Annotated in this window: 9 protein-coding genes and 2 pseudogenes; 3 read left to right on the forward strand and 8 right to left on the reverse strand. The window is 59.3% G+C overall.

The window, feature by feature from the left end; translation table 11 throughout:
- Window positions 1–54: 54 nt before the first annotated feature.
- The gene (locus tag SJ05684_RS28295; RefSeq protein WP_014857747.1) at window positions 55–1,845 is read right to left on the reverse strand and encodes a di-heme-cytochrome C peroxidase; all 1,791 of its coding nucleotides are present in this window, start codon (window positions 1,843–1,845) and stop codon (window positions 55–57) included.
- Window positions 1,846–1,897: 52 nt separating this feature from the next.
- The gene (locus SJ05684_RS28300) at window positions 1,898–2,296 is read right to left on the reverse strand and encodes a catalase family protein (protein ID WP_014857746.1); all 399 of its coding nucleotides are present in this window, start codon (window positions 2,294–2,296) and stop codon (window positions 1,898–1,900) included.
- A gap of 254 nt (window positions 2,297–2,550) precedes the next feature.
- Here SJ05684_RS28300 and SJ05684_RS28310 point away from each other — a divergent pair.
- Window positions 2,551–3,447, forward strand: a pseudogene (locus tag SJ05684_RS28310) (IS110 family RNA-guided transposase); the annotation flags it as partial.
- A gap of 863 nt (window positions 3,448–4,310) precedes the next feature.
- On the opposite strand, the gene istB reads toward SJ05684_RS28310, so the two are convergent.
- The gene (gene istB, locus SJ05684_RS28315; protein ID WP_014328473.1) at window positions 4,311–5,231 is read right to left on the reverse strand and encodes an IS21-like element helper ATPase IstB; all 921 of its coding nucleotides are present in this window, start codon (window positions 5,229–5,231) and stop codon (window positions 4,311–4,313) included.
- Window positions 5,228–6,742: an IS21 family transposase gene (gene istA, locus SJ05684_RS28320; protein WP_014331811.1), complete on the reverse strand. Its 1,515-nt coding sequence runs from the start codon at window positions 6,740–6,742 to the stop codon at window positions 5,228–5,230. The genes istB and istA overlap by 4 nt, the downstream gene beginning before the upstream one ends.
- A gap of 562 nt (window positions 6,743–7,304) precedes the next feature.
- On the opposite strand from istA, the gene SJ05684_RS28330 reads away from it, so the two are divergent.
- On the forward strand, window positions 7,305–7,595 hold the full coding sequence (locus SJ05684_RS28330) for a VirK family protein (protein ID WP_014857679.1): 291 nt from the start codon (window positions 7,305–7,307) through the stop codon (window positions 7,593–7,595).
- A gap of 131 nt (window positions 7,596–7,726) precedes the next feature.
- Here the strand turns inward: SJ05684_RS28330 and SJ05684_RS28335 are convergent, their stop codons facing one another.
- Window positions 7,727–9,142, reverse strand: a complete 1,416-nt coding sequence (locus SJ05684_RS28335; protein WP_080577877.1) for a radical SAM family RiPP maturation amino acid epimerase — start codon at window positions 9,140–9,142, stop codon at window positions 7,727–7,729.
- Between the two features lie 139 nt (window positions 9,143–9,281).
- On the opposite strand from SJ05684_RS28335, the gene SJ05684_RS28340 reads away from it, so the two are divergent.
- The gene (locus SJ05684_RS28340; protein WP_014327878.1) at window positions 9,282–10,115 is read left to right on the forward strand and encodes an IS5 family transposase; all 834 of its coding nucleotides are present in this window, start codon (window positions 9,282–9,284) and stop codon (window positions 10,113–10,115) included.
- A 139-nt stretch (window positions 10,116–10,254) separates the two neighbouring features.
- Here SJ05684_RS28340 and SJ05684_RS28345 read toward each other — a convergent pair whose 3' ends face one another.
- The 3 genes and pseudogenes from SJ05684_RS28345 to nifS form a co-directional block, all read right to left on the reverse strand.
- The gene (locus SJ05684_RS28345; RefSeq protein ID WP_014857677.1) at window positions 10,255–10,632 is read right to left on the reverse strand and encodes a hypothetical protein; all 378 of its coding nucleotides are present in this window, start codon (window positions 10,630–10,632) and stop codon (window positions 10,255–10,257) included.
- A gap of 720 nt (window positions 10,633–11,352) precedes the next feature.
- Window positions 11,353–11,724 (reverse strand): annotated as a pseudogene (nifW, locus tag SJ05684_RS28355) (nitrogenase stabilizing/protective protein NifW); the annotation flags it as partial.
- Between the two features lie 163 nt (window positions 11,725–11,887).
- Window positions 11,888–13,051, reverse strand: coding sequence for a cysteine desulfurase NifS (gene nifS, locus SJ05684_RS28360; RefSeq protein ID WP_014857675.1), 1,164 nt, complete (start codon window positions 13,049–13,051; stop codon window positions 11,888–11,890).
- Window positions 13,052–13,736 lie beyond the last annotated feature (685 nt).

Here is a 13,736-nt window from a genome sequence, read left to right on the forward strand (position 1 = left end):
CCGCATTGATCCCGGCGGGCGCCATGACGTTCGTGCACGGCTGCCGCCGGCTGCCTACAATGTCTTCAGGTATGCAATGAGCGCCGCCTTCTCATCCGGCTTCAGCGCCGGGCCGATCACGCCCGGGCCGGGGGTGTCGCTGAATTCGTGACCGGCATTGCTGTTGCCCGGCTTTGCGGTGTCGAACTTGAAGCCACCCTTCAATTCGTCCGTTAGATAGCCAAGCTTGTCCGGGTCGTATTCGCGATTGCCGAGCCAGAACGTCTTCGGCCGTTCGCCGGCCGGGGAAAGCAGGGCATCGATGGTCGGCACCGAGCCGTTGTGCAGGAAGGGCGGCGTCGCCCAGATGCCGTCGAGCGGCCGTCCCTTGTAGGCAAGCGGCGCCTGGATGCCGTTCTGGCGATTGCCATTCATGATCCCCCGTTGCTCGGCCGGCACCGGCGGGGTCTGGTTGTCGTACCAGCGAGCGGCTGTCTTTGCGACGAGCGCGCCGAGCGCGCTGCCGAACGAGTCGGTGTCGATGCCGAGCTCGGAGGGAAGCTTGACCTTGCGCTCCGCCATGCTTTGGGCCTGGGCCGGATCCGTGCCGATATTCTCGACGTTGATGATGGGCACGCGGAGATAGCGCTCGCCGGCCGAATTCTCGTTCGTCCAGTGCTTCTGCTCCCAAAAGCCCTCACTGCCGACCGGTGGCAGGTGGCAGCCCTGGCACCGGTCGGCGTAAACTGCGGCGCCCTCGGTTGCGAGTTTGGTATCGATCGAACCGAACAGGTTGGAAGGCCAACGCGGGGGACGCAGGCCGGTGAAGCCGTTCTCTGCCGTCGGTTGCTTGCCGGCCAACTGCTGCTCGATCTCGAAAATCGTGTCGACCTTCACCGTCGAGGCAAAGAGTGGCTGCTCCGACTTGGTGAGATTGATGAAGGCGCGGACCCCCAACGCTTCGCCCGCATTGCGCACCATCGGCTGCATGATCGAGGCATTGTATTGGACCCAATCGAACCAGGACGTGTCCCAGATATGTGGGAAAGCGACTGGCGCGGATTGAGCGACGTAGTTCTCCGGCCGCTCAAGGTCGAGCGAGAAGACCTGGTTGCCGATCCGGTTGAGTGCATCCAACCGGCCGAACCCCTCTTCGATACTTTTTTCGGCCACCTTCTTTTCGAGATCGACTTCGATCCTGCCACCCGCAAGCACCTTGTCGAGCTGTTTCTTGAGCACGGCCCTGGCTTTTTCATCCGCCTGCGGCCCGAGCACTGCCGTGGCGAAGCGGTCGAAACGGAAAGGCGCATAGCGGGTGAAGAACAAGGCCAATCCTGAAGCCTTGCGGAATTTTCCAAGATCGGTGAGTGCCGGGCCGCCATCGACCATCACGGCAGTACCCTTGTAAGTGAAGCGACCGGTGTGGCATGCCGCACAGGTGAGCCCGACGGTGGTGAGCGGCCTGCCGGTCGCTGGGTTGACCCACGGTTGGGCGGTTTTGGGATCGACAAGATCGCCGCCATGGGCAAAGCCGACCGGAAGGCCGGATGAATCCGCCGTAATGAAGCCGAAGCGGTCGAGATAATCGCTGGACAGGAAGGGCGGCCCGGCTGTCAGCGTGAAGGTGGGCTGCTCCAACGCCGCCAGCCATTCGTAGGGCATCGAGAAGGTCACCGTGCCCTGGTCGGCATGGTGCATCCAACCGCGTTGTGATTGTGACCAGTTCTGCTCGAGCCAGGTGACCTTGTCCACCTTCGGATAGTCAGGAAGATCGACGCTAAACATCCGAACCACATAATAGAGGCCGGCTGCGACCAGCACGGTGAACCCGAGCAGGATAGGCCAAAATCGCGACTTGCGTTTCATGCGTCTTTACCCCCAAAGCTTGAAAGCGCCCCTTCCAGTGCGGCGTGGTCCTCTAATTATTCTGGGGCGGCGGCACTGCCGCCCGCGCCGCTCGCGCGCCCGGATAGACGATTGCGCGTGCGTGACCGAGCGATGCGTAATCATCTGGACTGGTCGCCAAAGGAATGCGAATGCATTCCGGGCTCCGGTTTGGATTCATCTCCAGCCGGCTCACGGCCGCCTGGTCGTCGATGACCTCGTTAAGGCGAATTTCGAACATGTCCACCCAGGGGAACCAGTATTCGTTCCACGGCTGGGACGGGTCGAACAGCTCGTGATTGCCGACCGGCGGCGGCGGCGTGTCACGCAGCTGCGCCTGCAGGATGTAGCGCACGTCACTGCGCCTGACGCGGTGAATGAAATCCTTGCGCAGGAAGTCGGGAGCCCGATCGTCGTCAGCCTCAGCGTCCATGGATGGATGGCCGTTAGCCTTGAATTCGGGGCGCGGCAGGCCGCGATCGGGGCCGCGGTCGGCGTTGATCAGCCGGAAGCGGACGTAGCGGCTGACGCCAGTTTTGTCGATGAATTCGAAACAGACCCAGGTGTGATACCGCGAATCCGTGAACGAGCCGCGGAGTCATCAGATGCGTGCCGCCGATAAAGAGGTCAAGACGCTCGTCGTAAAGGCGCACGCGCAGCCGGTGCCCGATGAGCCGTGACGGCACGGCATGTTTGGTTGGTATCGAAGCCTGCAGCGGTTCGCACTACTGGGCGCGGGAGATCGGCGCACTCGGCCACGAGGTACGTTTGATTCCGCCGGCCTATGTCAAACCGTTCGTCAAACGGGGGACGACGGATGCAGCCGACGCTGAGGCGATTAGTGAGGCAGTGACGCGCAAGACGATGCGCTTCGTTCCGGTGAAATCCCCCGAACAGCAGGCGGCGGCGATGGTCTTGAAGACACGCGCCCTTCTGGTTCGTCAGCAAACTCAGACGATCAACGCGCTACGTGCTCACCTGTCCGAACTGGGGATCATTGCCGGCATCGGCACGGCGAAAATTGCAAGCCTGATCGCGATCGTGCGTGATGAAACCGATGCGCGTCTCCCGAACGCGGCCCGCTTCGCTTTGACGGCAATTGCGGATCAAATCGACGCACTGGCGCTGCAGATCAACAAACTCGAGCGAGAGCTTGTCGCCGAAGTGAAGCATGACGAAGACATGCGGCGGCTGGCCACAATCCCTGGCGTCGGAGCCATTACGTCGGCCTCCATCAAGGCGCTTGTCCCAGACCCGGGTGGGTTCAAATCCGGGCGCCATTTCGCCGCATGGCTGGGATTAACGCCGAGATCCCATTCGAGCGGAGGCAAGGAGCGATTGGGCAAAATATCGAAGATGGGCAATCCCGAGCTTCGCACTCTGCTCGTCGCCGGTGCAACCTCGGTCCTGCGACATGCAAGAGGCAACCACAAAGCCCCACGGTGGCTAGTCGCACTGTTAGCGCGACGGCCTTTCAAGGTCGTTGCGATCGCGCTCGCCAACAAAATGGCGCGGATCATCTGGGCGCTCCTGACCAAGGGCGGAACATATCGCGGTCTCGAGAGCAGTGCGGCCAGCTCATAAGCTGACAACGAACATCACGAACTGCGCGGCACGGTAGCCGCCAGTGGCAAGGTGCACAAACAAGCGATGATTCCACAACGGGACGAAATCCCGAGGCGAGAGAGGCCAGCGCGCCATTGCGCTTCGAGCGCGTTTGGTTGATCAGTCACTCGTTTCGCGGATTTCATCGAGGCCAGCGGTCCACAGAACCGCGCTGATAGGCCGGACATATGACCGCACCGTTCCCGCGGGATGAATCGCTGAAAAATGCCCTTGCCAAGCGGGTCGTTCCACATATGTCGCGCTGCAGCCTGACGAAGTCAGACGTCTGTCAAAGCGACGTCTTCGCTGCCAGTGTGTGCGGCAGCCGTCAGCTATTGAATGCAGTCTAACACTTGGTGCCCGTCCATCATCAGCTCAGTGAGACAAGCGGGCATCCTTCAAGCGGTCGGCTACTAAGGTTAGCTTGCGGCCAGACATATGTGGCCATGCTGACCTATCCTCTTCAGCCTAGCCAAAAGCCTCGCCGCGCGGCTACCGCTGCACGTCGGTCGCGCGACCCCTGGCCGAAGTTGCTTGGCTGGTGGCGTGAGCCCACTGCCATAATTGTCGTGCCAGGCGCAACTCCACCGCTACGTTGCCTGGATGCGCGACGAACGCGTTCGCTGTTTCGTAGTGGCGGATCGGTCTCCTCCTTGTCCACCGCTCGCCAGCGGGTAACTGCTCATCGTCTCTCTTTCCGGCACCCCCGCACCCGCAGGCGATAGTGACAGCGCCGATAGGCTTGCACCTGCGTGCGACCACTCTTCCATCTCCTCAATAGCCTCCATCCAAATAAGCGATTTTACATATCTGCTGAGTGTAGAGCGACAATCTGGCTGAGATCAGCGCGACAATCTGGATGAGATTCTGGTGTCGCGGTTGTCGGCGACGGTATCATCGTGATTGTCGCTGGCAAGGGCTTCGTTGGTTTCTGATTGTCGCGCAGCGTCGATCTCGGCGGCGTTTCTGATTGTCGCGAAGGAAGCCGGCCTGCCGCGCTGGCGTTTGGCTTCCATCGCGGATCGACGCCGGTAGCTTTCGACATTCATCTCAAAGATGGTCGCGTGGTGGACGAGACGATCGACGGCGGCGAGTGTCATGGCGGGATCGGGGAAGACCCTGTTCCATTCGCCGAAGGGCTGGTTGGCGGTGATCATGATCGATCGCCGCTCGTAGCGCGCGGAGATGAGCTCGAAGAGCACGCTCGTTTCCGCCTGGTCCTTGGTCACATAGGCGAGATCGTCGAGGATGAGCAGATCGAACTTGTCGAGCTTGGCGATGGCGGATTCGAGCTGGAGTTCACGACGTGCCACCTGCAGCTTCTGAACGAGCTCGGTCGTACGCATGAACAGCACCCGCCAACCGTTCTCGATGAGCGCGAGGCCGATTGCGGCGGCGAGATGGCTCTTGCCGCCACCGGGCGGGCCGAACAAGAGGATGTTCGCTCCCTTGGCGAGCCAGCTATCGCCGGCGGCGATCGCCATGACCTGTGCCTTGGAGACCATCGGCACGGCGTCGAAAGCAAAGCTGTCGAGCGTCTTTCCCGGTGGCAATCGGGCCTCGGCGAGATGGCGTTCGATGCGGCGGCGATCGCGTTCGGCCAGTTCGTGTTCGGCGATCACCGACAGGAACCGGGCCGCTGGCCAGCCTTCCTTGTCGGCCCGTTCGGCAAAGTCCGGCCAAAGGACCTTGATGGCCGGCAGGCGGAGTTCATTGAGCAGCGTGCTGAGCGTGGCGGCGTCGATGGCAGGGGCGTTTCTCATGCGGCGTCCTCCAGATGACGCGCGTCGATCAGGGCCTCATAGCCCTGGAGGGAGGCGAGACGAACGTTGACGGTGGGCAACTGTGCCGGATCGGGCGCGAAGAAAGTCCTCAGCGCGATGATGTCCGGCAGTTCGCCCGCATCGAGTGTTTTAGCGAGCCGCTCTGCCAGTTCCCGCTCGCAGCCCCGATCGTGGGCCAAGGCCAGGAGCTCGACGGTGATCTTGCAGGCCTGCTTGTCGGAAAGCCGGTCGAGCAGGGTCTCGAAGGCCCTTCGGTATTCCTGCCGCGGAAACAGCTTGTCGCGATAGACAAGCTGAAGGAGCGCCATCGGCTTTTTGCGCAGCGAATGGATGACATGCCGATAATCGACCACCTGGTCGTGCTTGCCGCTGGCATGTGCACGCCCTCTTTGGAGGGTCATCAGATGCGTGCCGCCGATAAAGAGGTCAAGACGCTCGTCGTAAAGGCGCACGCGCAGCCGGTGCCCGATGAGCCGTGATGGCACGGTGTAAAAGACCTTGCGCAAGGTGAAGCCGCCGCTGCGCGAGACCCGCACGACAACCTCCTCAAAATCGCTGGTGCGCGTTCCCGGCAACGGCTGCAGCGCCGCCCGCTCGGCGTCGATGCGCTTGCCATAGCGGGCATTACGCCGGCTGACGATCTCATCGATGAAGCCGCGATAGCCATCGAGATCGTCGAAGTCACGGGTGCCGCGCAGCAGCAGGGCATCGCGGATCGCATTCTTGAGGTGGCCATGCGGGCTCTCAATCGCACCGTTCTCGTGGGCAATGCCCTTGTTGTTGCGGGTCGGCGTCATTCGGTAGTGCGCGCAAAGCTCTGCGTAGCGCCGCGTCTGGTCCTCCTTGGCATCGGCATCGAGATTGCGGAAGGCCGCCGACAGGCTGTCGCTGCGATGGTAAAGCGGCGCGCCGCCGAGGAACCAGAGAGCGTTCTGCAGCCCTTCGGCCAGCGCCACGAAGCTTTCGCCACCGAGGACGACGTGGGCGTGTTCGAAGCCGGAATAGGCGAGCCGGAAGTGATAAAGCAGGTGATCGAGCGGCTGGCCTGCGATCGTGATCCCCAGTTCGTTCATGTTGGTGAAGTCGGAAAGCCCCAGTCGGCCGGGCTCATGAACCTGGCGAAAGATGACTTCCTGCTCGTCGCCATTGATGGCCCGCCAGGCACGGATCCGCCGTTCCATTGTCCGGCGAACGCCTTCGCTGAGCTCAGGATGGCGGCGCAACATCTCATCGAAGACGGCGACCGGACGAATGCCAGGTGCCGCCTTCAGCAGCGGCACGACCTCGGCATCGAAGATGTCGGCGAGTGGATCGGGACGCCGACGGCCGCGCGGCTTCTTCACTTGTGATGGCAGTTGCGCGTTCTTCTCGATGCGATAGGCCGTTGCTCTGCTGAGCGACGCCTTCGCGGCGGCGACCTCAACCCTGTGCTCTTGTCGTAACTTCATGAAAAGCCTCATCTGATGATCGGTTATGTGACGACCTGGCACAAAGGTGGTTCCCCGTTCTTCGAAGAACCCAACGTACCGGTCGAACCGCAATCACCAGATGAATCGGCGCGGCAGCAGCGGTAGAACTCCGTTCGGGCTACGCCCTCTCTGCGTTCCACCGCTGCTGCCGAGTCTCATCTTGATTGACGCTTCGTCTCATCTTGGTTGTCGCGCTGCAGCTGAGATTTCCCATTAGAATAGCGTGGCATTTTGGGTTGAATTCAATTGGGACAAGGATAGCAGTAGACGCGGAGCCTTCTCCACACACGGCTGCCGCATCGAGTGGTATGGGCTGTCGGCAAACTGCTCCGGTCCGAAGCCGCACTCTCACCATGAATCCACCCGCGCCCTGTTTGAAACCGCCGAGCCCCGGTTCGCCCGCAGGGGCCGTGTCAACCGTATAGTCGCTCTAAAGAGGACCACCTGTGAAACATATCGTTGCAACCTTATTCGGGATACTGTTTGCTACAGCTGCCAATGCCGCCGGCGATAGTCATGCACTGGCGAGCTTGAACGCGCGCTGACTACCGGCAAACCGGTGAGTGTGACGGTCGATTTAGGCATGTGCACTCCGGCGACTGCCGATACACCGTCGACCAAGACGCGTGGAGGCGTTAGCATAGACGGCTATAGGATCACATCTGACGGCACCCTCGCTTTTGCAGATCAGCATTTTACCATAGATCGTGACGGTAAGCCGGTTGTCCAGTTTCTTCGTTACCGGATCCGGCCGGACGGTGGCGCCGAATTCACCATGGTCGTCTTCAATGTGCCCAGTTACGAGCGAAAAGGAACGAGCCTGGTCTATAAGTGCTCAATTGGTCACGGATTGAGCTTCTTCTCTTCACCGTGATCTGGCATGTTGCAGCACGATCGCGCGGGTTCGGGTGGCGGATCGTCCCGGATCGGCGGCTGAAGGTTTTCCTGTGGCACCCGCCCGTGCCATTTGCAGTGGTCCCGATAGGTAAAGGAACCCGCCTGCCGCTATCCTTGAGCTTCTTCAATGCGGTCTTTCATGCCGTCGCTGGTCTGCCAAGCATAGCGGTCACCGAGGTCCTCTTCGATCACGCCGGCCGCGTATAACTGATCGAGCAGGTCGGCGACTGCAAGTACGCTCATTCCATCCGTCGAGGCCCGCATAACCAACTCCGAGGCTGTAAAGTTGCCGCACGCGATTAGATGGCCAACCGAGATCGGAGCGTAGTCGAGCACCCGGTGTTCCATGCTTCGCGAGCGGAGATGGAAGCAGCGGTCTCCCGCTGTGTACTCCAGGTCCCTGCGAAAGCGGATCGGCAGGTCGGGGGCTGGGCTCTCGAGCATATGTTGATCAATCATGCTCTTGAGCCCGTCCCGGAACTCGTCAGGCGTCCTGAATGACCGTTGACCCACTATGCGATACCCGAGGGGCCAGCGTTCGCTACCCGGTACCGGCGTCACTAGTTGCAAACGTCTCTGCGGCATATTTACGAGGAAGCCGGAAACACAGGCGATCGTCGTGTGATTGCGCTCCGTCAAGGCGATTGCCTCTTGCCTCGCACTGAGTTTCTCCTTCCGCTTGCGCGCACGCCCCGTGAAAGCCTTTGCGGTCGGGGCGTCCTTGCCCTGCATGATGAGTTCGACCCCTGTCAGTTCTTCAGGCGAAAACGCCCTGTGGATCTGATTGAGATGTGCCGTGCTGAGCACAGAGAAGCGATTCATCGTAGTGCCATAAAGATTGAAGAGGCCGAGCACGCGCCTGGTGAGTGCCTCATCCTTGAGCGGGGCGGCCGTCGTTGTTTGCGGCAATGCGCCCGTGATCTGATAGTAGTCGAAGAGAAAGCGGTCGTACTGCGGGTTGTCCATTGGCTCTGTGGCCCAGTAGCAGAACCCAGTACGAGCTGCCGGGCCAAACACCTCGCTCGCGACACCAACCACGCCGCGCCAAAGCTCTGCATGCTGTTTGCTATACTCGTAATAGCCTTTGAACGGAGCGGCCGAGAGGCCGCAGAACCAGCAACCGACGGTGCACCCTTCCCTCAGCTCGAAAGCGATGATGGGGTGTGTGATCGACGGTGCTGATCCGCCCAATTCGTCATTACAACGCCGAATTTGGCGCTCGCGCCAGGCATGAAAGCGAGGGTTGGTCATTGACATATCGCCATGGTCGCGCAGGAGGTCGCGATGGCGCAACATGTCGCGCATGTACTCGTCCCACATTATCGACAGCGGCCATGGTGCAGACTCCGGCTTGTAGCGGTAAGTAAGATGATCATCGCGCCAGAGCGGCAGTATCTCCAGTGGGTCAACTTCAATGCCATAGCGCTCTGTTACCGCGCGAGGGGCGTCGGCGCTCTCCGAAACCGCGGTGCGGAACTTTATGTCACCAGCCAGCCGTTCCATGAAACGCTTGATGTGCGACAAGGTGCGCCGTTGCTCCGGCGTGCGCCGGTTAAAGATCTGGCGCCAATACTCGCCTTTATAAGAGCCTGACCGAAAAAGAGTTGAGTGAAATCAGCCAGTTGTGATTCTGTTTGTTTGCTTAGGACGAACGGAGACCACAATGGGCTGGACTGATTTCACCCGTCGGCAATATGCCCGACGCGCAAGGCGGTATGCAAGCGATCTGACGGACCGGGAATGGGGATTGATCTCGCCTTGCCTGCCTGGACCGCGGCGGTTGGGCAGGCCGCGCAGCACCGATCTTCGCGAGGTCGTGAATGCGTTGCTTTACATCGCCACGACGGGGTGCCAGTGGCGGATGATGCCCAAGGATTTTCCGCCTTTTACAACTGTCCAGTCCTATTTCTACGAATGGCGAGCGACAGGGTTATGGGGTCGGATCAACCATCATCTTGTGATGGAGGCGCGCGAATTGGAAGGCCGGGAAGCCTCGCCATCTGCTGGCGTGATTGACAGTCAAAGCGTGAAAACCACGGAAAGCGGCGGAATTTCGGGCTATGACGCGGGCAAGAAGATCAAGGGACGGAAGCGTCATATCGTCGTCGACACGCTCGGGTTGATGGTCGGCCTCAGGGTTCACAGCGCCGATATCCAAGATCGCGACGGCGCACCTGCCGTCCTCAAAACCATTCTCAAGCGCTGGCCGTGGCTGAGACATATCTTCGCCGACGGTGGTTATGCCGGACCGAAGCTGAAGGGCGCACTCCAAAAGATCGCTGCCTTCACTCTCCAGATCGTCAAGCGGACCGACAAGGCCAAGGGCTTCGAAGTTCTGCCGCGGCGCTGGGTCGTGGAGCGCACCTTCGCATGGCTTGGCAGATGCCGACGATTGGCTAAGGATTGGGAGAAGTCCATCGCATCAGCCGAGGCTTGGATCACTATCGCCCACATCCGGGTCCTGACACGACGCTTGGCAAGGTACGGATATTGTTGAGACCTTTTCGAGTCAGGCTCTAAGGTGAGCCCTTGAAGCCGTTTCTTGTAGGCCAGATCGCATGTCTCGTTCCCGATGATATTTGCTGTCATGCTCTCTTCGCACCGATCGTCCAAGCCAATGCGCTCCGGTAAAAAAATCAGCTTGAAACATGAACAACAATTACAACAAGTTGAACGACCGCGGCGACGGCGGCGCCCTTTTCAGCCATATGCAACGGCCGCGTGAGTCCATCCGTAACGGGACTATCTAAGGCAGTAGATTGTACAAAGCGCGGCAAGGCCGGAACGCGCGAGCCACGCTTGCTGTTCGCCATCGCGTCGAGCTTCTTGCCAGTAGACTTCCGTCGGCTGTCCAATCGGATGTAGTTTTGAACTTCGTCAAGCGTTATGTTGTAGCCGAGACTCTTTCCGATCGCTACGATTGGTGCAAGACCCGTGGCACTTGGCTTGAGGTTTGCAGGCAGCCTGCCTTTGTCCAAATCGTTGACGAATCGCTCTACGTCAGCTCGCGCCATAGCTAATTCCTTTGCTCATAGTTGCCAATTACACCGCCTCGCTCTTGCCGGCGTGGATGATGCCGTGAACGAGCAAGCGCCGTGCCAACCTAAAAATGTCGTCATTTTGTGCATTTTCAGAGTGCATGCATTGTCAACTTGCCGACCTTTAGTCCCGAACCGGCCAATCGGCCGCTCCGAAATGTAGACATCCGCAAAATTCTTCACTAAGGACAGCGCTCTCTTTTTGCCCGCTCAGTTGCGGATTCCGCCAGTCGATTCATTCAGTGAAACATCGGGATACGCTCAAAAGCGTGACGACGGCGTAGCGGCGTCAGAGAGAAGCGTCGACGAATCACGCACTGCCAAACGGCCGGCACAGCAGGTCGACGACCCCCCGCGGCGGTGGGGAGATCAGAGCTGTATGCGTATCATGGACATGACCCAGGCTCATGCAACCCTGACCGCGACCAGCGCTGAAGCAGGCCGACGGCATCGGGTTGGCACTTTAGGCACCGACGCATTAGCAATGGACGCGCATCTGCGCCGACTCGGTATCAGCGATGTGCATTATGATCTGTCTAGGTTTCGATCGCCTTGGTCTTCCGACCCTTCCATGCACCACGTGCCAACGAGTTTTATTACAACCTGCTAACCGCTTCATTCCAGCGCGTCCGGAGCCGCGACTACTTTGTCGGACTGATGACATCGCTGTGTCGCAACCCCGCCGCAGTCACTGATTTCGGATGGCTGCAAGAGTTCTTCCAATGGTACGAAGACTTGGATCGGCGCAGCAGCTTTGGTCGGCTCGCGATCCTCAAGCACCTTGAAAACACGATGTTTGAGTGGCGACGAAGTTGCAAAGTCCCTGTAAGCGCGCTCGAGTGCGGCGCGCGCACGGGTGGCGGCCGTGCCTGTGGGGAGATCGGAAAAGTCCTCCGCGACCAGATACTGACCCATGCGCTTCATTATGTGGAGCCGTGATGTGTTTAGCACCTTTGGGTCATAGGTGACGCCGAGGGCATCGAAGAACTCCTCGGCGGCCGACAAATCCTTCAGCCAAGTCAGAATGTCAGTGCCATCAGGGGCAAAGGTCGCATCATCATAAGACATTGCATTCTCCTACTGGCCGCGGAATAGCTGCTTTCGTTCCAACACATGGTCCCGGCCCTGCACCCCATGATGACCCTGGGAAGAGCTGTGATCGAGACGCCATCAGTGACGGGTATTCGGACATTCCCAAGCGCTGAAACGATCGTATGTGCCGGCAGAGCGTCTACCCGGCAAATACTGGACGAGATTCACGCAGTTTTTTCACAACTGCGGGTATCACCTGCAACACCCGATCTATATCCTCTTCACAGTTATAGCCTGACAACGAGAAGCGGACTGCTCCGACCGCCTGCCTGTGGGGAGTACCCATGGCTTTTAGAACATGGCTCGTCGATAAAGAACGAGAGGTACAGGCGGTTCCGGAGGAGCAGGCGATGCCATGGCGATTGAGCAGAAACTGCATGGCTTCACCACCGACGCCTTCAAAGGCAATGCTCGTTGTGTTGGGCAACCGCGTCACCGGATCACCCATTACGAAGACTTGGGGGACACGCTCGAGAAGTCCTTTCTCCAATCGATCGCGGAATGATCTTATTATCGCATTGTCCTTGTCCATACAATCCAACGCGAGTTCTGCCGCCTTGCCCAGACCTACTATCCCGGGCGTGTTCTCCGTGCCCGCGCGCCGGTCGCGCTCCTGGTGGCCACCCTTAATGAGTGCGTGAAAGGGCACCCCGCGCTTTATGTAGAGTGCCCCGACGCCCTTCGGGCCATGGAACTTGTGCGCGGAAAGCGACAGCATGTCGATCGCCGTTGATTTCAAGTCAATCGGTAGCTTGCCGACTGCTTGCACCGCATCGGTGTGGAAAATTGCGCCGACTTTTTTGGCCATCTCAGCTAGCTTTACCACAGGAAAGAGCGTTCCCGTCTCGTTGTTGGCCCACATGATCGAAACGATTGCTACACGGTGTGTAAGGGCGTCCTGATAAGCGTCAAGGTCAAGTCGGCCCTGGTGATCCACTGGGACCTTGTGCACCTTGGTGCCGCGTGTCTTCTCCAGATGGGTGCAGAGCGTCAGCACCGCAGGATGCTCGACCGCCGAAGTTACGATCTCAGTGCGCTCAGGCATAGCCTCGAGCCCCGAAAGGATCGCCGCATTGTTGCTTTCGGTCCCGCCCGAGGTAAAGGTGATCTCTGGGTCGAACTTTGCACCGATCAGTGCTTGCAACTGCCTGCGCGCTACGTTAATCGCTGCCCCGGCAGTAGCACCAGCGTCATGCATCGAGGAAGCGTTGCCAAACACATCTGCGAAGAATGGCAGCATCGCCTGGAGAACTTCCGCATCGACGCGCGTCGTTGCGTTGTTGTCGAGATAGATAGGCCTCAAGATAATTCTCCAGCTACCGAAACGACGAAAGGTTTACAAATGGCGATCGTGGCATTGTAGAAGTGCTTTTTGATCCAGCATTACTGTTCTCCCGTGCGTGGCGATCAGCCGAACGATTTGCCGCAGGCTCACCTCTCCCGCGTGTTGAAACGTTGAAGACGAACCCGGGCGAATCCACCCTTGGGATGACGTCCTTGGGATGACGTCCCGGGCCAGGCCGGCCACATGGGGTTGGGGGTCCGAGTCAACAAATATGTTGATCCCATCCTTCTCGATAACAGTGTCGCCCTCGCGCGACTCAGTCTCTAATGCAAAATGGTATATGCACAGCCGTCCGCTTGAACCGTCATATGCATAAGCCATCGGTGGGTTCAGAATCGCGGGAAGGAGCGAGCTTCACTGCACTAACGGCTCTTCCGTTGAGACCTATCATGGATCGTTTCTCCTGGTTCGAAAAGGCCTTTGCAAATCGGTCAAGCACAAACTATGCCAACGAAAAAACGGTTCTGAAACAACACCGAAACTCAAACATCGGTATGACATTTGTCCGATAATGTCGGAAATCGGACATTGTCGAATTAGCCCACACCAAAGAGCGCCTCTGTGCCGCAAACAGGATGCGATGTGATGACTTCGGCGGCGCAGCTCTTCGAAAGCTTGATGGCAGACGGAGGATGCCAGCCAT

It is taken from the genome of Sinorhizobium sojae CCBAU 05684, from assembly GCF_002288525.1.
GTDB classification, from domain to species: Bacteria; Pseudomonadota; Alphaproteobacteria; order Rhizobiales; family Rhizobiaceae; genus Sinorhizobium; species Sinorhizobium sojae.

Coding starts and splice junctions, on each gene's coding strand:
- SJ05684_RS28295 (WP_014857747.1), bottom strand. CDS start 1,845: ATGAAACGCAAGTCGCGATTTTGGCCTATCCTGCTCGGGTTCACCGTG.
- SJ05684_RS28300 (WP_014857746.1), bottom strand. CDS start 2,296: ATGGACGCTGAGGCTGACGACGATCGGGCTCCCGACTTCCTGCGCAAG.
- istB (WP_014328473.1), bottom strand. CDS start 5,231: ATGAGAAACGCCCCTGCCATCGACGCCGCCACGCTCAGCACGCTGCTC.
- SJ05684_RS28330 (WP_014857679.1), top strand. CDS start 7,305: ATGTGCACTCCGGCGACTGCCGATACACCGTCGACCAAGACGCGTGGA.
- SJ05684_RS28340 (WP_014327878.1), top strand. CDS start 9,282: ATGGGCTGGACTGATTTCACCCGTCGGCAATATGCCCGACGCGCAAGG.
- SJ05684_RS28345 (WP_014857677.1), bottom strand. CDS start 10,632: ATGGCGCGAGCTGACGTAGAGCGATTCGTCAACGATTTGGACAAAGGC.